Consider the following 19,893-nt stretch of genomic DNA (forward strand, 5'->3'; position numbering starts at 1 on the left):
CGGGCAGCGATCATGAACAACTTGCCCCTTGGGCCGATGCTCGCCGTAATCGCCTTGCTGGTGTTATGGGCGGCGCTGTTTACCGCCATCGAAGCCGCGCAACAACACTTGCTGGCCCTGCGCCCCGGTACACGCCAGGGCGACAAGGCCGCCGCCCGCCTGAACTTCCCGCGTCACAGCCTGATTCTGTGCAACAGCCTGTGTCGCGCCGCCGTGGTAATTCTCTGCACGCTGCTGGCGATCTACGCCTGGGCTTTGAACGGCCCGTGGCTCGGCTGGCTGATCTCCTGCGCAATCTTGCTGGTGCTCGCCGACTACCTGCCCCGCGCCCTCGCGGTTCGCCACCCGCATGCCGTGCTGGGCTTTGGCAACACCCTGCTGGGCGTGCCGCTGAAAGTGCTCTACCCCGTGGCCTGGCTGCTCAATGGCATCAGCCTGTTGCTGCTGCGCCCATTCGCGCGTAAATCCGGCGTGGTGAAAAAGAGCGACGAGCCGCTGCCTGACCATGACGACGAACCGGAGTCCGAGGCCGACGACAATCGCACGCCCGGTATGCCCGGCATCCATGCCCTCGACAACATCACGGTCAACGACATTCTGGTGCCGCGCAGCGAAGTGGACGGCATCAACCTGGATGACTCGATCGAAGAGATCATCGAGCAACTGCGCACCTCCCAGCGCACCCGCCTGCCGGTGTTCCACAGCGATATCAACCAAGTCGAAGCGGTGCTTAATACGCGGCAGATCCAGCACCTGCTGCCCGACGCCAGCCTGACCAAAGAAGCCCTGCTCGCCGCCTGCCACGAGCCCTACTTCGTCCCCGAAAGCACGCCCCTGCAACTGCAATTGCTGAACTTTCACAAGCAGCAGCGGCGCCTGGGCATGGTGGTGGACGAATACGGCGAAGTGCTCGGTATTGTCACCCTGGAAGACATCCTCGAAGAGATCGTCGGTGAATTCGAAAGCGATCAGGCGGCGGACAACCCCCATATCGAAGCGCAGCCGGATGGCCGCTACATCATCGACGGCGCCGCTTCGATCCGCGAACTGAACAAGAGCCTGGGCTGGCACCTGCCCAGCGACGGCCCCAAGACCCTCAATGGCTTGGTCACCGAGGCGCTGGAGACCATTCCTGACTGCGCGGTGTGCCTGAAAATCGGCCGCTATCGCCTGGAAATCCTTGAGACCGAGGACAACCGCGTGAGCAAGGTGCTGATCTGGCACACCAGCCGCGTGCCGGTCGCCGCATAACGTTCTGGCACAGCACACTCCAATGTGGGAGCAGGCTTGTGTGGGAGCTGGCTTGCCTGCGATGGCATCACCTCGGTACTCCTGATGCACCGGGGCGCCTGTATCACAGGCAAGCCAGCTCCCACATTTAGCTTATCTGCGTGCCAGCACCCCTTGTTGGATCCGCAACCCCCTTCCTATAATCGGCACGGCTTACCCAAGCCCCGCCCGACCGCGTGCTACCCGCACTCAGCGCGTCCAGGCACTGCGTTACCATGTCTTACCGGTGTTTGCTCCCATCCCGAGCCGCCCCGCCTACGCCCCTGATCCATGGGTGTTCGACCAATAATAATCCGCGTCCAAACGCGCAATGACCGTCAGGGATACCTCCATGAGCACCACCTATAACGAGGCCGCGACCGCCGCCCCGCTCAACTCGACCGCACGGGTCGCCACGGCGAGCATCGTCGGCACCGCCATCGAGTTCTACGATTTCTATATCTATGCCACCGCTGCGGCGCTGGTGATCGGCCCGGTATTCTTCCCGCAGACCTCTGGCACCGCACAGATGCTGGCGTCGTTCCTGACCTTCGGCATCGCCTTCATCGCCCGCCCGCTGGGCTCGGCGCTGTTCGGCCACTTCGGTGACCGTATCGGGCGTAAATCCACCTTGGTGGCATCGTTGCTGCTGATGGGCGTGTGTACCACCCTGATTGGCCTGCTGCCGGGCTATGACAGCATCGGCGCCTGGGCACCGATCCTCTTGTGTGTGCTGCGTTTCGGCCAGGGCCTGGGGCTTGGCGGGGAATGGGGCGGCGCGGCGTTGCTGGCCACCGAAAACGCGCCGAAGGGCAAGCGCGGCTGGTTCGGCATGTTCCCACAACTGGGCCCCTCGATTGGCTTTCTGGCGGCCAACGGGCTGTTCCTGATCTTGGCCATGAGCCTGAACGACGAACAGTTCCGCAGTTGGGGCTGGCGTATTCCGTTCATCCTCAGCGCCGCGCTGGTAATGGTCGGCCTGTATGCACGCCTTAAACTGCATGAAACCCCGGTATTCGCCAACGCCGTGGCCAAAGAAGCCCCGGTGAAAGTGCCGTTGGTGGAGTTGTTCAGCCAGCATTGGCTACCAGTGCTGCTGGGCGCCGCGTCGATGGTGGTGTGTTATGCGCTGTTCTACATCACCACCGCGTTCTCCCTGAGTTATGGCGTGTCGACGCTGGGCTACAGCCGCGAGACGTTCCTCGGTTTGCTGTGCTTTGCGGTGCTGTTCATGGGCTTGGCTACACCGCTGGCGGCCTTGGCCAGTGACCGTTACGGGCGCAAGCCGGTGCTGATCGTCGGCGCGGTCCTGGCCATTCTGTCGGGCTTTACCATGGAGCCGCTGCTCACCCACGGTTCGACTTGGGCGGTGGCGTTGTTCCTGGCGCTGGAGCTGTTCCTGATGGGCGTGACCTTCGCCCCGATGGGCGCGATGCTGCCGGAGCTGTTCCCCACGCGCGTGCGTTATACCGGTGCTTCGGCGGCGTATAACCTGGGTGGGATCGTCGGGGCGTCGGCGGCACCGTTCTTCGCGACCAAGCTGGTGGCGATGGGCGGGCTGAGTTATGTCGGCGGGTATGTGTCGGCGGCAGCGTTACTCAGCTTGATTGCTGTGCTGTGCCTGAAAGAGACGCGGGATAACGATTTGAACAAGGTCGCCTGAGCGCAGATCGTTCCCACGCTCGGCGTGGGAACGCCTCTTGTGACGCTCCGCGTCACGCCTTGGGACGCAGAGCATCCGGGGCTGCATTCCCACGCAGAGCGTGGGAACGATCTGCGTGGGGTTACAGCTCTACAACAACAGCCTTCGAAGCACGAGTCGCCTTAGCCCGAGCCGCCTCAATCGACTCATCCCGCGCCAACGCCACACCCATCCGACGCTGACCATTGACTTCTGGCTTACCAAACAGACGCAACGCCGTGTCCGGCTCGCTCAAGGCCGCGCCGAGGTTGGCAAAGGCGGTCTGGGTCGACTGCCCTTCCACCAGAATCACCGCCGAAGCCGAAGGCCCGAACTGACGGATCAACGGAATCGGCAGGCCCAGGATGGCGCGAGCGTGCAGCGCGAACTGCGACAGATCCTGAGAAATCAGCGTCACCAAACCGGTGTCATGCGGGCGCGGCGACACTTCGCTGAACCACACCTGATCGCCCTTGATGAACAATTCCACGCCAAACAGGCCACGGCCACCCAGGGCCTCGGTCACGGCTTTGGCAACCCGCTCGGATTCCGCCAGGGCAATCGGGCTCATGGCTTGCGGCTGCCAGGATTCCTGGTAGTCGCCCTTCTCCTGACGGTGGCCGACCGGCGCGCAGAAGGTGGTGCCACCGATGTGGCGTACGGTCAGCAGGGTGATTTCGTAGTCGAAGTCGATAAAGCCTTCGATGATCACCCGGCCTTTACCAGCACGGCCGCCTTCCTGGGCGTAATCCCAGGCTTTGCGCACATCATCAGCGCTGCGCAGCAGGCTCTGGCCCTTGCCCGAGGAGCTCATCACCGGCTTGACCACACACGGGAAGCCCAGGTCTTGCACGGCCTTGCTGTAGTCTTCGAAGGTGTCAGCGAAGTGGTACGGCGAGGTCGGCAGGTCCAGCTCTTCAGCGGCCAGGCGACGGATGCCTTCACGGTTCATGGTCAGCGAGGTGGCGCGCGCGGTCGGGATCACGGTGAAGCCTTCGGCCTCCAGCTCCACCAGCGTAGCGGTGGCGATGGCTTCGATTTCCGGCACGATGAAGTGCGGTTTCTCGGCTTCGATCACGGCACGCAGGGCGGCGCCGTCGAGCATATTGATCACATGGCTACGGTGCGCGACCTGCATGGCCGGGGCGTTGGCGTAGCGATCCACGGCAATCACTTCAACGCCCAGGCGTTGCAGTTCGATTACCACTTCCTTGCCCAGCTCACCGCAGCCACACAGCAAAACGCGGGTCGCGGTTGGCGACAGTGGAGTTCCGATTCGGGTCATCTCAGGTCCTCAGGGGAGCGGATCATGGGGAGAAAGGCCGGCATTTTACATGAACTGTAAGAATTGGCCTCAGTTGGCGACGGCGCGTTTGCGCATACGCCAGGCCATGATCAGCCACACCACCGTGACCCCGGCGAATTTCGACACCAATGCAGTGCCCGCGACCGCCGGTGTCAGGGCACCGATCAGGCCGAAGAAAATGAAGGTATCAAGGGGAATGCTCAGCGCCGAACTTATCCACAGGCGATCGTGCAACGGGCGCTTGGTAATGCTGAAGACCAGCCAGTCAATGCACTCGGACACCGCAAATGCCGTGGCGCTGGCTAGGGCGATGGACGGGTCAGAGGTGATATACGACAGCACCAGCGCCGCCAGCATGGCGATGATTGCGCCATGGCCGAAGCGGGTTTGCACCATGTCGCGCAGGATAAACACCAGGCCACCCCAAGCCGACCAGATGACATCCAGGTGCGGGGCGGTGGAAAAGGCGAAGTTGATCAGCACGACGCTGCTGATGTAGGCGATCAGGAAGAGCATGGCGGATGGACCTGTGAGCAATCGGCACAGGTTACTTCACATTTGGAAATATGTCGTCTCGCCGGGCCTCATCGCAGGCAAGCCAGCTCCCACATTTTGGCCGCATTCCTACAGGTTAAACGCGGCCACCTGTGGGAGCTGGCTTGCCTGCGATAGCGGTGGTTCAGGCGCCCGATTTCCCCGGCATCATCCACACCAACCCACTTACTTTCGCCCGCTCATGGCACAACCCCAGCACCACCCGGCGCTCGGCATTGTCCATGCGGCTCCACCGCGTGATCTCATCCACCGTACGCTGGCAACCGGTGCAAATGTCGTCATCATCCAGCGCGCAAATGTTCACGCACGGCGAGGCGATGGGGCGTTCAATCGGGTTCATTCTTCCTGCTCAACCAAATCGCGCGCATAGCGCTGCGCGTTATGCACATCGTGCGCGGCGCTGGCTTCGAGCATGCGTTTTTGCGCCTCGGTCAGCTCACGCACCACCTTGCCCGGCGAGCCCATTACCAGCGAACCGTCGGGAATTTCCTTGCCTTCGCCGATCAGCGAGTTGGCGCCGATGATGCAATGCTTGCCGATCTTGGCACCGTTGAGGATCACCGCGTTGATGCCGATCAGGCTGTAGTCGTCGACGGTGCAACCGTGCAGCATCGCGTTGTGGCCGATGGTCACGCCGGTGCCCAGGGTCAGCGGGTAGCCCATGTCGGTGTGCATCACGCTGCCGTCCTGCACGTTGCTGTTCTTACCGATCAGGATCAGCTCGTTGTCGCCACGCAATACCGCGTTGAACCACACGTTGGCGCCCTCTTCAAGCTTGACCTTGCCGACCAGCGTGGCATTCGGCGCCACCCAGCTGTGCGGATGAGTCTCGACGCGGGCGTCGCCCAGGCGGTATTTCATGGTGTGTCCTCACGGCGGTGCCATTCAAACGATGGCTTACGTATTGATGAAGCTCTTGGGTGGCTGGTGCAGGCTGATCTTGGCGTCGTCATAGAGCAGGTTGATCAGCTCGACAATCATGATCGCCGTCAGCCCCCAGATCTTGTATTCGCCAAACCGATAGCTGGGCACATACCAACTGCGGCCCTGGTAATCGATGCGGTGGGTATGTTCGCGCGGGTCCTGGCGGAAAAACTCCAGGGGCACGCTGAACACGGCGGCGATTTCGGCGTCATTGGCCAGGTATTCGACGTAATCGGGGATAACACCGACATAGGGCGTTACACGAATGCCGTGCAAGGAGATCAGTGGGCTCAACGGGCCGATGACTTCCACCAGGCCGGGCGGCAGGCCGATTTCTTCTTCGGCCTCACGTAGCGCGGTAAAGATCAGGTCCGGGTCTTCGGGGTCACGCCGCCCGCCCGGGAACGCCACTTCGCCGCCGTGGGTCGACAGGCCGCTGGCGCGCAGGGTCAGGATCAGCTCAGGTTCGTCGCTGCGGGTGATTGGCACCAACACGGCGGCCTCGGGGAAACGCCCGTCAGTTTCAAGCCGATGAGGGGTGTGGTTGCTTACCCGGCGAAGTAGCTCGTCCAGCATGAGTCATCTCGGTCTGTTGGCTACCTTGCATCATGCACCAAAGCTGGCAGGCACCCAACCCCAAACCCTGCGCATGTCGCGAAACGACAACTTGCAGGGCCCTGCCCGCCAAGCCAAGATAGGCCCACTCTCCAGGAACCCCAGCATGAACTTCTGCAGCCAGTGCGGCAAACCGGTTACCCAGCGCATTCCCGAAGGCGACGCACGCCTGCGCTATGTGTGTGATCACTGCTCAACCATCCACTATCAGAACCCCAATATCGTCGCCGGCACCGTGCCGGTCTGGGGCGATAAAGTGCTGCTGTGCCGCCGTGCCATCGAGCCGCGCCTGGGTTACTGGACCCTGCCCGCAGGCTTTATGGAAAACGGCGAAACCGTGGAACAGGCCGCTATGCGCGAAACCTTGGAAGAAGCCTGCGCCCACGTGCGCAACCTGAGCCTCTACACCCTGATCGACGTGCCGCACATCAGCCAGGTGCATATCTTCTACCGCGCCGAACTGGTCGACCTGGACTTCGCCGCCGGCCCCGAAAGCCTTGAAGTGAAGCTGTTCGATGAAGCCGACATCCCTTGGTCAGAGCTGGCTTTCCGCACGGTCGGGCGTACCTTAGAATGCTTCTTCGCCGACCGTAAACAACAGCTGTTCCCGGTACGCAGCGAGTCGGTGCCGCCGATGACGCGGCCGGCCACATAACAATTCCAGGCAGCACCGTCTAACAAGGGAAACCGTTTTAATGCGTTGGTTGCTCGCTTTTATCTGCCTGTCGTTCGCTACCCTGTCTTCGGCCTCCACGGTGGAAACCCTGGGCGGCAAACCTGTCGAGAAAGTCCTGGTGCTCAAGTCGGCCCACCAGTTGCAGTTGATCAACGACGGTAAGCCGCTGAAGACCTATCGCATCTCGCTCGGCAAAAACCCCAAGGGCACCAAGCTGTTCGAAGGCGACCGCCGCACGCCGGAAGGCTTGTATTGGATCGACTGGCGCAAAACCAGCGACCGCTTCAACCTCGCCATGCACATCTCCTACCCGAATATCAGCGACTCCGCGCGCGCGCGCCGTGAAGGCGTGAAACCGGGCAGCATGATCATGATCCACGGCACCCCCGACACCGAGGAATACCCGGAGCAGTGGTTCCACACCCTGGACTGGACCGACGGCTGTATCGGCATGCGCAACGTGGACATGCGCGAAGTCTGGAACTTGGTCAAAGACGGCACCCTGATCGAGATTCGGCCGTAAACACCTACCGTTGGTAAAATAATCTGAAAATAATTCCTGCCCTTGGCAGCGCCTGCCGGTGAATACCAGTTCACCGCGCCGGGCTGCGTAGTTCTGCGCGCGATACAGACCTCTCTAATACCACTTGATACCAGGCACAAATGAAGCGCCCTAAAACCGGGTTCCGCACCGTTTTGGCAGCATTGACATGGTATTTAAGTGGTATTAATTTCCGGCCATTACCGGGCGACAACACTCCAATAACCGCATCGGAAACTTCACAGATGAACCCCATCCAGACGCTGCGCCCCGACGACAAACAATCCACGCCGCTGTACCTGCAACTGGCCCGCAACCTTGAAGCGGCGATCCATGCCGGCCAGTGGAAATCCGAGCAGGCTTTGCCCTCGGAACGTGCCCTCAGCGAGCAACTGAGCATCTCGCGGGTGACCGCGCGTAAAGCGCTGGAAGTGTTGTTTGCCCAAGGGCTGATTCGCCGCAGCCAAGGCTCCGGCACCTTTATCACGCCGCGCCTGGAACAACCGCTGTCACGCCTGTCGGGCTTCAGTGAAATGCTGCGGCTCAAGGGGTTTGTGCCCACGTCCCAATGGCTGGAGCGCGACATCACCCCGCCGACCCACGAAGAGCTGATCCGCCTGTGCCTGTCGCCTACCGACAAAGTCGCGCGCCTCAAACGTCTGCGTAAGGCCGATGACACGGTGATGGCAATTGAAATGACCGCCATGCCCGCCTCGGTGCTGCCGCACCCGCAAGCCATCGGCAATTCGCTGTACGAATACCTGGAAAGCATCGGCAAGCCTATCGTGCGTGCCCTGCAGCATATCCAGGCGATCAACGCCTCGGATGAGTTCGCCAAGCTGGTGGGCATTGCCCCCGGCACCGCCATGCTGCTGATGACGCGGGTCGGCTACACCGCCGACAACACCCCGATTGAAATCACCGACACCTACTGCCGCAACGACTACTACGACTTCGTCGCAGAGCTGCGCCGCCATGACTATTGCGCCGAACTGCGAATTTAGAGAACTGCCCATGTCCGAAGACAATATCCTCACGCCCAGCGGCTGGATTCGCGGCCGCCTGGTGCACGAACACGCCAAGGTGGTCGCCATCGACGGCACGCCGTGCGACCCGGCTGACAACGAACTACCCTACCTGCTGCCAGGTTTCATCGACCTGCACGTACACGGCGGTGGCGGCAAAGACATCATGGAAGGCGTGGCAGCCTTCGAGACCATCACCCGCACCCACGTGCGTTTTGGTACGACGTCACTGCTGGCTACCACCATGACCGCACCGGTGGACGAAATCACCCGCGTGCTCGGTGAGCTCGGCATTTTCTGTGAACAGCGCCCAACCGGCAGCGCTCGCGTACTCGGCGTACACCTGGAAGGCCCTTACATCAACCCAGGCAAACTCGGCGCCCAACCCAACTTCGCGCACACCGCGCTGATGGCCGAAGTGGAAGCCTACCTGCAATTGGCGCCGATCCGGGTGATCACCATCGCCCCGGAAATCGCCGGGCATGACGGCCTGATCCGCGCCCTCAGCCAACGCGGCGTGCGCATGCAGATCGGCCACACCCTAGGCAGCTATGAAGAAGGCGTCGCCGCCCTCGCCGCCGGCGCCACCAGCTTCACGCATTTGTATAACGCCATGAGCCCGCTGCATCACCGCGAGCCGGGCATCGTCGGCGCCGCCTTGGCCCACGCCAAGTACGCAGAGTTGATCCCCGACCTGCTGCACGTACACCCCGGCGCCATGCGCGTGGCCCTGCGTTCGATCCCGTGCCTGTACTGCGTCACCGATTCCACCGCCGCCGCCGGCATGCCCGACGGCGAATACAAGCTGGGCAGCCACACCGTGACCAAATGCCTGGGCGGCGTACGCCTGGCTGACGGCACCTTGGCCGGCAGCACCCTGACCATGGATCAGGCGCTGCGCAACCTGGTGAAAATCGGCCTGCCCATCAACGAAGCCTCACAACGCCTGTCGCAATTTCCTGCGGACTACCTGGGCCTGGAAGAACGCGGGCGCCTGCAACCCGGCAGCTTTGCCGACTGCGTGCGCCTGGACCGCTCCCTGCACCTCACCGACGTAATGGTCGAAGGAGAAACCATTGACTTCAAAAATGCTTGAAGAGGCCCTGGCCTCTTGTGATGCCGTCGCGGCGCAACTGCAACGCCTGGACCCGATGCTCGAAGAGATCGCCGGGCGCCTGCGCCGTCAGCCACCGCAAGTGGCGATGACCATCGCCCGTGGCAGCTCGGACCATGCCGCCAGCTACTTCGCCTACCTGGCCATGCAGCACGTGGGCATCCCGGTGGCGTCGTTGCCGATGTCGGTGGTGACCTTGTTGCAAGCACCGTTGAAGGTCAGTGGGCAGGTGGCGTTTGGTTTCTCGCAGTCGGGGCAAAGCCCGGACCTGGTCAACAGCCTGCGCCTGTTGCGCAAACGCGGTGCCCTGAGCATTTCGCTGGTCAACGCCGAAGAGTCACCGCTGGAAGCCGCCTGCGAATTCCACCTGCCACTGTGCGCCGGGCCGGAACTCAGCGTGGCCGCGACCAAAAGCTTTATCGCCACCCTCAGCGCCAGCGCGCAGTTGATCGGCCACTGGAACCAGGAAGCCGACTTGCTGCAAGCCTGCCGCGCCCTGCCCGATGAATTGCGGGCAGCGGCCAAACAGGATTGGAGCAGCGCCATCGAGGCCTTGCGCGGTTGCCAGCAATTGATGGTGATCGGCCGTGGCGCCGGTTTTGCCATCGCCCAGGAAGCTGCGCTCAAGCTCAAGGAAACCTCGGCGATCCAGGCCGAAGCCTTCAGCAGCGCCGAAGTGCGCCACGGGCCGATGGCCCTGATCGACGAGAACTACCCGCTGCTGATATTCGCCCCACGCGGTGCCGAACAGCCCGGCCTGTTGAGCCTGGCCGCCGACATGCGCCAACGCGGCGCCCGCGTGCTGCTGGCTGCGCCGGACGATATCGCCGAACGCGACCTGACCCTGAGCCGCGCCGAACACCCAAGCCTGGACCCAATCCTGGCGATCCAAAGCTTTTACGTAATGGCCGCTGGCCTGGCTCAAGCCCGGGGCATGGACCCGGACCAGCCGCGCCACCTGAGCAAAGTTACCCGCACTCACTGAGTCGCGTTTTCCTGATGAGTACCGTGCCCATGTCCAACAACAATAATGAATTGACCCTAAGCGCCCCACTCAGTGGCCCGGTGCTGACCCTGGGCAACGTTCCCGACGAAGTGTTCGCCAGCGGCGCCATGGGCGACGGTATCGCCATCGACCCGCTCAACGATTGCCTGCACGCACCCTGCGACGGCGTGATCATCCACGTCGCCCGCACCGGGCATGCTGTAACCATTCGCGCCGAGAACGGTGCCGAGGTGCTGATGCACGTGGGCATCGACACGGTGGAGCTGAATGGCGAAGGCTTTGCGCTGCTGGTGAAGGAAGGCGCACGGGTGAGCAAGGGCCAGGCCCTGGTGCAGTTTGACCTGGACCGGATTGCGCGCCAGTGCAAAAGCCTGGTCAGCCTGATTATCCTGACCAATGGCGAGCGCTTCGAGCTGCGGCCGGTGGCAGGAAAAACCGTCAAGGTCGGTGAGCCGTTGCTGCACATCGTGGCGCGCTCGGCGGCAACGGCGCAGGCGGTTGTGGATAACTCGGTCACCGAAGTCCGCGCCAGCGTGCGCATTACTCACCGTGGCGGTTTGCATGCGCGCCCCGCCGCGCTGGTCCGCAAAACCGCCCAAGGGTTCAGCAGCCAGGCGCAGTTGCACTTCGCCGGCAAATCCGCGCCGTGCGACAGCCTGATTGGCTTGATGGGGCTGGGGATCGGTGAAGGCGACGAGGTGCGCGTCACCTGTCGCGGCAAGGATTGCGAGGCGGCGTTGCAGGCGTTGGTTGCCGCGCTGTCCGTGGCCGTCAGTAAAGAACACCACGCGCCGGTGGCCGTGGCTCCGCGCCGTGCGAATACCGAAGTCGGCGTGTTGCAAGGCGTATGTGCTGCACCGGGCCTGGTGTGTGGGCCGTTGTTCCGCCTTACCGGTATTGAACTGCCGGCAGACGCCGGCAACCACTCGGCCGACGAACAACTGCAACGGCTGGACACGGCCCTTGAGCAAGTGCGCGGCGAGATCCGCAACACCTTGGACCACGCCCGCCAACGCAAAAATATCGAAGAAGAAGAGATCTTCGCCGCCCACCTCGCCTTGCTGGAAGACCCGGCCCTGCTGGAAGCGGCCACCGCCGCCATCGAACACGGCAGCGCCGCCACCCACGCCTGGCGCGATGCGATCCAGGCGCAATGCGCGGTGTTGCTGGCGTTGGGCAAACCGCTGTTCGCCGAGCGCTCCAATGACCTGCGCGACTTGCAACAGCGGGTGTTGCGCGCACTGCTGGGCGAGGCCTGGCACTTCGAGTTGCCTGCCGGGGCGATTGTCAGCGCCCATGAACTGACGCCATCCGACCTGCTGCAACTGAGCACGCAACAGGCCGCCGGCATCTGCATGGCCGAAGGCGGCGCCACCTCCCACGTGGCCATTTTGGCCCGCGGCAAAGGCTTGCCTTGTGTGGTGGCGTTGGGCGCAGACGTGCTCGATGTGCCGCAAGGCCAGCGCGTGGTACTCGACGCGGTCAATGGGCGCCTGGAACTTGCGCCCAGCGACGCGCGCCACGCCGAAGTGCACCAGATTCGTGATGCACAGAAACTGCGCCGCCAGCAACAGCAAGCCCAAGCGCAGGAACCGGCGCGCACCACCGATGGCATCAGCATCGAAGTCGCCGCCAATGTCGCCTCCAGCGCCGAGGCCCAAGTGGCGTTTGAAAACGGCGCCGATGGCGTCGGCCTGTTGCGCACCGAATTCCTCTTCGTCGACCGCCGCACCGCGCCGGACGAACAGGAACAGCGCCAGGCCTATCAAGCCGTGTTGGATGCTATGGGCGACAAGGCAGTGATCATCCGCACCATCGACGTGGGCGGCGACAAGCAGCTCGACTACCTGCCACTGCCCGTGGAGGCCAACCCGGTGTTGGGCTTGCGCGGTATTCGCATGGCCCAGGTGCGCCCCGAATTGCTCGACCAGCAGCTGCGCGCGCTGCTGCAAGTCAGCCCGCTGGAACGTTGCCGCATCTTACTGCCGATGGTCAGCGAAGTGGATGAACTGCTGCAGATCCGCCAGCGCCTGGATGAGTTGTGTGCCGAGCTGGGGCTGACCCAGCGCCCGGAGCTGGGCGTGATGATCGAAGTACCCGCCGCCGCGCTGATGGCCGAGCAGCTTGCGCTGTATGCAGACTTCCTCTCCATCGGCACCAATGACCTCTCCCAGTACACCCTGGCCATGGACCGCGACCACGCAGGCCTCGCCGCACGGGTCGATGCCTTACACCCGGCGCTGCTGCGGTTGATCGCACAGACCTGCGCCGGTGCGGCTAAACATGGGCGTTGGGTGGGTGTTTGCGGCGCCCTCGCGTCCGACCCGTTGGCCACGCCAGTGCTGATCGGCCTGGGCGTCAGCGAGCTGTCGGTGAGCCCGCCGCAAATTGGAGAAATCAAGGACCGCGTCCGCCACCTGGACGCGGCTCAATGCCGGCAACTCGGCCTGGGCCTGCTCGACCTGAGCAGCGCGAAGGCGGTTCGCCAAGCCTGTCAACACCACTGGCCGCTGAGCTGACAACAACAAGAAAAAGGGAGACACGCCATGTACCAACATTTTATCGAAGGCTTACAACGCCTGGGCCGCGCGCTGATGCTGCCGATCGCGATCCTGCCGATCGCCGGCCTCTTGCTGCGCCTGGGCGACACCGACTTGCTCAACATCGCGGTGATGCACGACGCCGGGCAAGCGATCTTCGCCAACCTGGCGTTGATCTTCGCCATCGGTATCGCCGTGGGGTTTGCCCGCGACAATAACGGCACGGCAGGGTTGGCCGGGGCGATTGGTTACCTGGTGATGGTCTCCACGCTCAAGGTAATGGACACCAGCATCAACATGGGCATGCTCGCGGGTATCGCCAGCGGCTTGATGGCCGGTGGGCTGTACAACCGCTTCAAGGACATCAAGCTGCCGGAGTACCTCGCTTTCTTTGGCGGGCGACGGTTTGTGCCGATCGTCACCGGCTTTTCGGCGGTGGCCCTGGGTGTGATCTTCGGCCTGATCTGGCCGCCGATCCAGCACGGCATCAACAGCTTCGGTGTGCTGCTGATGGAAAGCGGCAGCTTCGGCGCCTTCGTGTTCGGCGTGTTCAACCGCCTGCTGATCGTCACCGGCCTGCACCATATCCTCAACAACATGGCGTGGTTCGTGTTCGGCACCTTCACCGACCCGGCGACCGGCGCCGTGGTGACTGGCGACCTGACCCGCTACTTCGCCGGCGACCCCAAAGGTGGCCAGTTCATGACCGGCATGTTCCCGGTGATGCTGTTCGGCTTGCCCGCCGCGTGCCTGGCGATGTACCGCAACGCCCTGCCGGAACGCCGCAAAGTCATGGGCGGGATTTTCCTGTCGATGGCGCTGACCTCGTTTTTGACCGGCGTGACGGAGCCGATTGAGTTCGCGTTCATGTTCCTTGCGCCGTTTTTGTACCTGATTCACGCGGTGCTTACCGGCCTGTCGATGGCCGTGACCAATATGCTCAACATCCACCTCGGTTTTACCTTCTCCGGTGGCTTTATCGACATGGTGCTGGGCTGGGGCAAGTCCACCAACGGTTGGCTGGTGTTCCCCGTCGGCTTGGCTTACGCGCTGATCTACTACAGCGTGTTCAACTACTGCATCCGCCGCTTCAACCTCAAGACGCCTGGGCGTGAAGACATCCAGGTGGTGCAGGCCGAGGCGATGAGTGATAACCAGCGGGCCAGTGCATATATCCGTGCGCTGGGCGGTGCGGCTAACTTGCTGAGTGTCGGCGCCTGTACCACGCGCCTGCGGTTGGACATGGTGGATCGCAACAAGGCGGTAGATGCAGAGCTTAAAGCCCTCGGCGCCATGGCCGTGGTACGGCCGGGTAATGGCGGGAGCTTGCAGGTGGTGGTCGGGCCGATGGCCGACAGCATTGCCGATGAGATCCGCCTGGCGATGCCATCGTTTGTTGCCGCTGCACCTGTGACGGTCGCGCCTGTGGATAAGCCAGTTGCAGTGAATGTGCAAGAAGCCGAGAAATGGCTGAGCGCTTTGGGTGGCCGAGGGAATGTACGGCAACTGGACGCCGTGGCGATGACCCGGCTGCGGGTGGAGTTGGGGGATGATTCGGTGTTGTCAGAAGCTGAACTCACGGCGCTGGGCTGCCAGGGTGTGAGCCAGCTGGACAGCGGTGTTTGGCACCTGTTGATTGGTGACAAGGCATCGGGGTTGGGTGAGGCGCTGGAGCGGTTGGTCAGTGGCCGTGAGGTCGGCGTCAGGGCGTAAATCATCACGGCCTGAAGTGGCGTCATCGCAGGCAAGCCAGCTCCCACATTTTGATCCGTGCCCGACTTGGCAATGTGAAGTGCGCCCCAAAAGTTGGACAGCTAATGGTTAGGCTACCGCGGACCGGGTTCTGTAAGCCACAGGGCTCAGTCCGCCAAGCTTCGTTTTGATTCGCTTATGGTTGTAGTAATGGATGTACTTATCCGAGCACTGCCTGCGATCCACTGGTTTTTCTTCATGTAGGAACACCTTCTCGACTGGGTCTAAGCCCGAGACATCCACGCGGCCGCCGATGCGGATGCGCTGTCTCGAAGCACCTGCGCGGCACACTACCGTCGCTGGCGACTTAGCCTCTGTAGGGGGTTTCTGTTTTCCAGGCACAAAAAACCCGCTGTCCGTGAAGGCCCAGCGGGTTTCTCGTTTCACCGCCGTCGGATCAAAAATCCGCCAGCTGCCACACCTCATACGCCGGTGTCTCGTAGGGATGGCTGAGTTTCAACGCAGCTACAACCGCCACGATCAACTCATCCGCCACCACCAGCTCAACTTTCCATTCTTCCAGCACTTCAACCTGGCCGACTTGCCCGATAAACGGCTGACTGCCGTCCAATGCGCGAAATTGGCCCTGGCCCAGCACTTGCCAGGCGCAGCTGTCGTAGTGGCCGATGCGCCCGCCGCCTGCTGCGAAGACGGCGGTTTTCACCGTCTCAACAAAGCTATCGGGCACAAAGAAGCTGAGCTTGTACACCGCCTTAGTTCACCCACACGCGCGCGTTGCGGAACATGCGCATCCAGGCGCCGTCTTCGTTCCACTCTTCCGGGCGCCATGAGTTCTGCACAGCGCGGAATACACGCTCCGGGTGCGGCATCATGATGGTCACGCGGCCGTCGCGGCTGGTAAGGCCGGTGATCCCGCGCGGCGAGCCGTTCGGGTTGGCCGGGTAGCTTTCGGTGACCTTGCCGTGGTTGTCGACGAAACGCATCGACACGCAGCCGGACAGGTCAGCTTCGAGCAGGGCTTCTTCGCTTTCGAACTCGGCATGGCCTTCACCGTGGGCGATGGCGATTGGCATGCGCGAACCGGCCATGCCTTGCAGGAAGATCGAGTTGGATTCCTGCACCTGCACCATGGCGACACGGGCTTCGAACTGCTCGGAACGGTTACGCACAAAGTGCGGCCAGAACTCGCTGCCTGGGATCAGTTCGCTGAGGTTGGACATCATCTGGCAACCGTTGCACACACCCAGGGTGAAGCTGTCGTTGCGCTCGAAGAAACCTTGGAACGCATCACGGGCACGGCTGTTAAACAGGGCCGACTTGGCCCAGCCTTCACCGGCACCCAGCACGTCGCCGTAGGAGAAACCGCCGCAGGCCACCAGGCCTTTGAACTCGTTGAGGTCAACGCGACCGGCGAGGATATCGCTCATGTGCACGTCGATCGCATTAAAGCCGGCACGGTCGAACGCAGCCGCCATTTCCACCTGGCCGTTGACGCCCTGCTCACGCAGTACCGCCACTTGTGGGCGAATGCCTTTTTTGATGTAAGGCGCGGCGATGTCCTGGTTGACGTCGAAGCTGAGCTTGGTGCTCAGGCCCGGGTTGTCTTCTTCCAGGATCACGTCGAATTCCTGCTCGGCGCAGTCGGCGTTGTCACGCAGGCGTTGGATCTGGTAGCTGGTCTCAGCCCACTGGCGCTGCAGCAAGCGGCGCTGGCCGGCAAACACCGTATCGCCATTAAAGGAGATATTGATTTCACCGTTGTTGATCGGCTGGCCGATCACCGCCACGCAGTCGTCCAGGCCAGCAGCGCTGAACTGTGCGAGTACGTCTGGGGTAGCGTCCTGACGAACCTGGATCACGGCGCCCAACTCTTCGTTGAACAGGATGCCGTTGATTTCGCGAGCATCCTCGGCAACGCTGTCGAGCACGATGTTCAGGCCGCAGTGACCGGCAAACGCCATCTCTACAACGCTGGTCAGCAAGCCGCCATCGGAACGGTCGTGGTATGCCAGCAGGTGGCCGTCGGCATTCAGGCCCTGGATCACGGCGAAGAAGGCTTTCAGGTCTTCGGCGTCATCCACGTCCGGCGCGTGCTTGCCGAGCTTGCCGTGGGTTTGCGCGAGGATCGAGGCGCCCATGCGGTTCTGGCCACGGCCCAGGTCGATCAGGATCAGATCGGTGGTGCCCTTGTCCATGCGCAGTTGCGGGGTCAGGGTCTGGCGAATGTCAGTGACCGGTGCGAAACCGGTGACGATCAGCGACAGCGGCGAGGTAACGCTCTTGTCGGTGCCGTCTTCGTTCCAACGGGTGGCCATGGACATCGAGTCCTTGCCCACCGGAATGGTGATGCCCAGTTCCGGGCACAGTTCCATGCCGACAGCCTTGACGGTGTCGTACAGGCGCGCGTCTTCACCCGGGTGGCCGGCAGCGGACATCCAGTTAGCCGACAGTTTGATGTCGGACAGCTTGCCGATGCGCGACGCGGCGATGTTAGTGAGCGTTTCACCAATGGCCATGCGGCCCGACGCCGGAGCGTCCAGCAGGGCCAGCGGCGTGCGCTCGCCCATCGCCATGGCTTCACCGGTGTACACATCGAAGCTGGTGGCGGTGACGGCAACGTCGGCCACCGGCACTTGCCATGGGCCAACCATTTGGTCACGGGCAACCAGGCCGGTGATGGTGCGGTCGCCGATGGTGATCAGGAAGCTTTTGCTGGCAACCGCCGGGTGGTGCAGCACGCGTTCGATGCTGTCGGCCAATTCCAGTGCGCTTGGGTCGAAATCATCGCCCAGCTCGGCTTCACGTACCGCCGAACGGTGCATGCGCGGGGCTTTGCCCAGCAGCACTTCCAGTGGCATGTCGACCGGGCTGTTGCCGTAGTGGCTGTCGGTAACCGTCAGCTGCGGCTCAGCCGTGGCTTCGCCAACCACGGCAAACGGGCAACGCTCGCGTTCGCAGATGGCCTGGAAGCGCGCGAAGTCTTCAGGGCCAACGGCCAGAACGTAGCGTTCCTGGGATTCGTTACTCCAGATCTCGTGCGGGGCCATGCCCGGCTCGTCGTTTGGAATGTTGCGCAGTTCGAAACGACCACCGCGCTCGCCATCGTTGACCAGTTCCGGGAAGGCGTTGGACAAACCACCCGCGCCGACGTCGTGGATGAAGCTGATCGGGTTCTTGTCACCCAACTGCCAGCAACGGTCGATAACTTCCTGGCAACGGCGTTCCATTTCAGGGTTTTCGCGCTGTACGGAAGCGAAGTCCAGGTCAGCCGAGCTGGTGCCGGTGGCCATGGAAGAGGCTGCGCCGCCGCCCAGGCCGATCAACATCGCCGGGCCGCCGAGCACAATCAGCTTGGAGCCGACCAGAATCTCGCCTTTCTTGACGTGTTCTTCACGGATGTTGCCCATGCCGCCGGCCAACATGATCGGCTTATGGTAGCCGCGCACTTCATCGCCACGCGGGGTGGTGATGGATTGTTCAAAGGTACGGAAATAGCCGGTCAGCGCCGGGCGGCCGAACTCATTGTTGAACGCGGCGCCGCCCAGCGGGCCTTCGATCATGATGTCCAGCGCGGTAACGATGCGCTCAGGCTTGCCGTACGGCACTTCCCACGGCTGTTCAAAGCCCGGGATCTGCAGGTTGGACACGGTGAAACCGGTCAGGCCAGCCTTTGGCTTGGCGCCACGGCCGGTCGCACCTTCGTCGCGGATCTCACCGCCGGAACCGGTGGCTGCGCCCGGGAACGGGGCAATCGCGGTCGGGTGGTTGTGGGTTTCAACCTTCATCAGGATGTGCACCGGCTCCTGCACCGCGCCGTACTGGCGGGTTTCAGGGTCCGGGAAGAAACGGCCGGCGACGGAGCCGACGATCACCGAGGCGTTGTCTTTATAAGCCGACAGAACGCCTTCGCTGTGCATCACGTAGGTGTTCTTGATCATGCCAAACAGGCTTTTTTCCTGGCTCTGGCCGTCGATATCCCAACTGGCGTTGAAGATCTTGTGACGGCAGTGCTCGGAGTTGGCCTGCGCAAACATCATAAGCTCGATGTCATGCGGGTTGCGCGCAAGGCCGGTGAAGGCGTTGACCAGGTAGTCGATCTCGTCTTCAGCCAGGGCCAGGCCCAGTTCGGTGTTGGCCTTCTCGAGGGCGGCGCGGCCACCGCCAAGCACATCAATCGCGGTCAGCGGTTTGGGCTCGGCATGGCTGAACAGGCCGGCAGCCTGTTCCAGCTGGCTGACGATGATCTGGGTCATGCGGTCGTGCAGGCTGCTGGCGATCAGCTCGGCTTCGGCATCGCTGAACTGGCCAGCGACGTAGAAAGCGATACCGCGCTCCAGGCGCTGGATTTTTTCCAGGCCACAGTTGCGGGCGATATCACTGGCCTTGCTCGACCAGGGCGAGATGGTGCCGAACCGTGGCAGAACCAGGAACAAGCGGCCGTTAGGCTCTTGAACGGGAACGCTTGGGCCGTACTTCAGAAGGCGTGCCAGCACTTGCTGTTCGTCGGCGGTCAACACGCCGGTAACGTCGGCGAAGTGAGCAAATTCAGCATACAAGCCTGTAACCGCTGGAACCTTTTGGCTCAGTTGCTCAAGGAGTTTGCTGTGGCGAAAGGCAGAAAGGGCAGGAGCGCCGCGCAGGATCAACATCTTCGGGACAGCCTCGGGAAGGGGTGTGCTTTGAGGCCGTGCATTCTAGCGTAAACCGTCGCCAACGGCACCCGAAACGGCACGGCTGGCCGCTGCCGAACGTCAGTTGGCAGGGTTTGCACGGTATCGGGGCGTTTTCCAAGGGTTGGCGCGCAGTTATTTTAACCGTCATAAACCCTCGCCAACCCGCGTTTCTGCGGGCTGCAGCCCAGTTTTGAGGGTGCTAGCAGACAAGTCCCCTGCTGTCGAGATATGGCGCCGTGGGCCGTTTGCGTATAC

Annotated in this window: 16 protein-coding genes and 1 pseudogene; 9 read left to right on the forward strand and 8 right to left on the reverse strand. The window is 62.5% G+C overall.

Features of this window, described 5'->3' with window-relative positions; translation table 11 throughout:
- The first annotated feature begins 12 nt into the window (after positions 1-12).
- Both GJU48_RS19575 and GJU48_RS19580 read left to right on the forward strand, forming a co-directional pair.
- On the forward strand, positions 13-1,251 hold the full coding sequence (locus tag GJU48_RS19575; protein ID WP_094951943.1) for a transporter associated domain-containing protein: 1,239 nt from the start codon (positions 13-15) through the stop codon (positions 1,249-1,251).
- A gap of 370 nt (positions 1,252-1,621) precedes the next feature.
- Positions 1,622-2,932: an MFS transporter gene (locus GJU48_RS19580; RefSeq protein WP_094951942.1), complete on the forward strand. Its 1,311-nt coding sequence runs from the start codon at positions 1,622-1,624 to the stop codon at positions 2,930-2,932.
- Positions 2,933-3,053: 121 nt separating this feature from the next.
- On the opposite strand, the gene purT is transcribed toward GJU48_RS19580, so the two are convergent.
- The 5 genes from purT to GJU48_RS19605 all read right to left on the reverse strand — a co-directional run bounded on the left by purT (position 3,054) and on the right by GJU48_RS19605 (position 6,311).
- On the reverse strand, positions 3,054-4,235 hold the full coding sequence (gene purT / locus GJU48_RS19585) for a formate-dependent phosphoribosylglycinamide formyltransferase (protein ID WP_094951941.1): 1,182 nt from the start codon (positions 4,233-4,235) through the stop codon (positions 3,054-3,056).
- Positions 4,236-4,304: 69 nt separating this feature from the next.
- Positions 4,305-4,772, reverse strand: a complete 468-nt coding sequence (locus GJU48_RS19590; protein WP_056858699.1) for a VUT family protein — start codon at positions 4,770-4,772, stop codon at positions 4,305-4,307.
- Positions 4,773-4,935: 163 nt separating this feature from the next.
- Positions 4,936-5,151 carry a DUF1289 domain-containing protein gene (locus GJU48_RS19595; RefSeq protein ID WP_094951940.1) on the reverse strand — a complete coding sequence of 72 codons (216 nt, stop codon included), beginning with the start codon at positions 5,149-5,151 and terminating at the stop codon, positions 4,936-4,938.
- Positions 5,148-5,672, reverse strand: coding sequence for a gamma carbonic anhydrase family protein (locus GJU48_RS19600; RefSeq protein WP_094951939.1), 525 nt, complete (start codon positions 5,670-5,672; stop codon positions 5,148-5,150). The genes GJU48_RS19595 and GJU48_RS19600 overlap by 4 nt, the downstream gene beginning before the upstream one ends.
- A 36-nt stretch (positions 5,673-5,708) precedes the next feature.
- Positions 5,709-6,311: a CoA pyrophosphatase gene (locus GJU48_RS19605; protein ID WP_094951938.1), complete on the reverse strand. Its 603-nt coding sequence runs from the start codon at positions 6,309-6,311 to the stop codon at positions 5,709-5,711.
- Positions 6,312-6,456: 145 nt separating this feature from the next.
- Between GJU48_RS19605 and GJU48_RS19610 the strand changes: the two genes are divergently transcribed.
- From GJU48_RS19610 to nagE, 7 genes are all read left to right on the forward strand, one after another.
- A complete protein-coding gene (locus tag GJU48_RS19610; RefSeq protein WP_094951937.1) occupies positions 6,457-7,005 on the forward strand; it encodes an NUDIX hydrolase in 549 nt (182 codons plus the stop codon).
- Between the two features lie 40 nt (positions 7,006-7,045).
- The gene (locus tag GJU48_RS19615) at positions 7,046-7,549 is read left to right on the forward strand and encodes a L,D-transpeptidase family protein (protein WP_094951936.1); all 504 of its coding nucleotides are present in this window, start codon (positions 7,046-7,048) and stop codon (positions 7,547-7,549) included.
- Positions 7,550-7,812: 263 nt separating this feature from the next.
- Positions 7,813-8,571 (forward strand): GntR family transcriptional regulator, encoded by a 759-nt coding sequence (locus GJU48_RS19620; protein ID WP_094951935.1) that lies wholly within the window; start codon positions 7,813-7,815, stop codon positions 8,569-8,571.
- Between the two features lie 10 nt (positions 8,572-8,581).
- Complete coding sequence (gene nagA, locus GJU48_RS19625) at positions 8,582-9,688, forward strand: N-acetylglucosamine-6-phosphate deacetylase (RefSeq protein WP_094951934.1); 1,107 nt, start codon at positions 8,582-8,584, stop codon at positions 9,686-9,688.
- The gene (locus tag GJU48_RS19630) at positions 9,669-10,691 is read left to right on the forward strand and encodes an SIS domain-containing protein (RefSeq protein WP_094951933.1); all 1,023 of its coding nucleotides are present in this window, start codon (positions 9,669-9,671) and stop codon (positions 10,689-10,691) included. The genes nagA and GJU48_RS19630 overlap by 20 nt, the downstream gene beginning before the upstream one ends.
- Before the next feature lie 29 nt (positions 10,692-10,720).
- Positions 10,721-13,231 (forward strand): phosphoenolpyruvate--protein phosphotransferase, encoded by a 2,511-nt coding sequence (gene ptsP, locus GJU48_RS19635; protein WP_094951932.1) that lies wholly within the window; start codon positions 10,721-10,723, stop codon positions 13,229-13,231.
- Positions 13,232-13,258: 27 nt separating this feature from the next.
- On the forward strand, positions 13,259-14,965 hold the full coding sequence (gene nagE / locus GJU48_RS19640; protein WP_094951931.1) for an N-acetylglucosamine-specific PTS transporter subunit IIBC: 1,707 nt from the start codon (positions 13,259-13,261) through the stop codon (positions 14,963-14,965).
- 108 nt (positions 14,966-15,073) lie between these two features.
- Here nagE and GJU48_RS19645 read toward each other — a convergent pair.
- The 3 genes and pseudogenes from GJU48_RS19645 to purL form a co-directional block, all read right to left on the reverse strand.
- Positions 15,074-15,169, reverse strand: a pseudogene (locus GJU48_RS19645) (IS3 family transposase); the annotation flags it as partial.
- Positions 15,170-15,401: 232 nt separating this feature from the next.
- A complete protein-coding gene (locus GJU48_RS19650; RefSeq protein ID WP_094949455.1) occupies positions 15,402-15,713 on the reverse strand; it encodes a Nif3-like dinuclear metal center hexameric protein in 312 nt (103 codons plus the stop codon).
- A gap of 4 nt (positions 15,714-15,717) precedes the next feature.
- A complete protein-coding gene (purL, locus tag GJU48_RS19655; protein WP_094949454.1) occupies positions 15,718-19,614 on the reverse strand; it encodes a phosphoribosylformylglycinamidine synthase in 3,897 nt (1,298 codons plus the stop codon).
- Positions 19,615-19,893: the final 279 nt, after the last annotated feature.

The organism is Pseudomonas sp. IB20 (assembly GCF_009707325.1).
In the GTDB taxonomy this organism is placed as follows: domain Bacteria; phylum Pseudomonadota; class Gammaproteobacteria; order Pseudomonadales; family Pseudomonadaceae; genus Aquipseudomonas.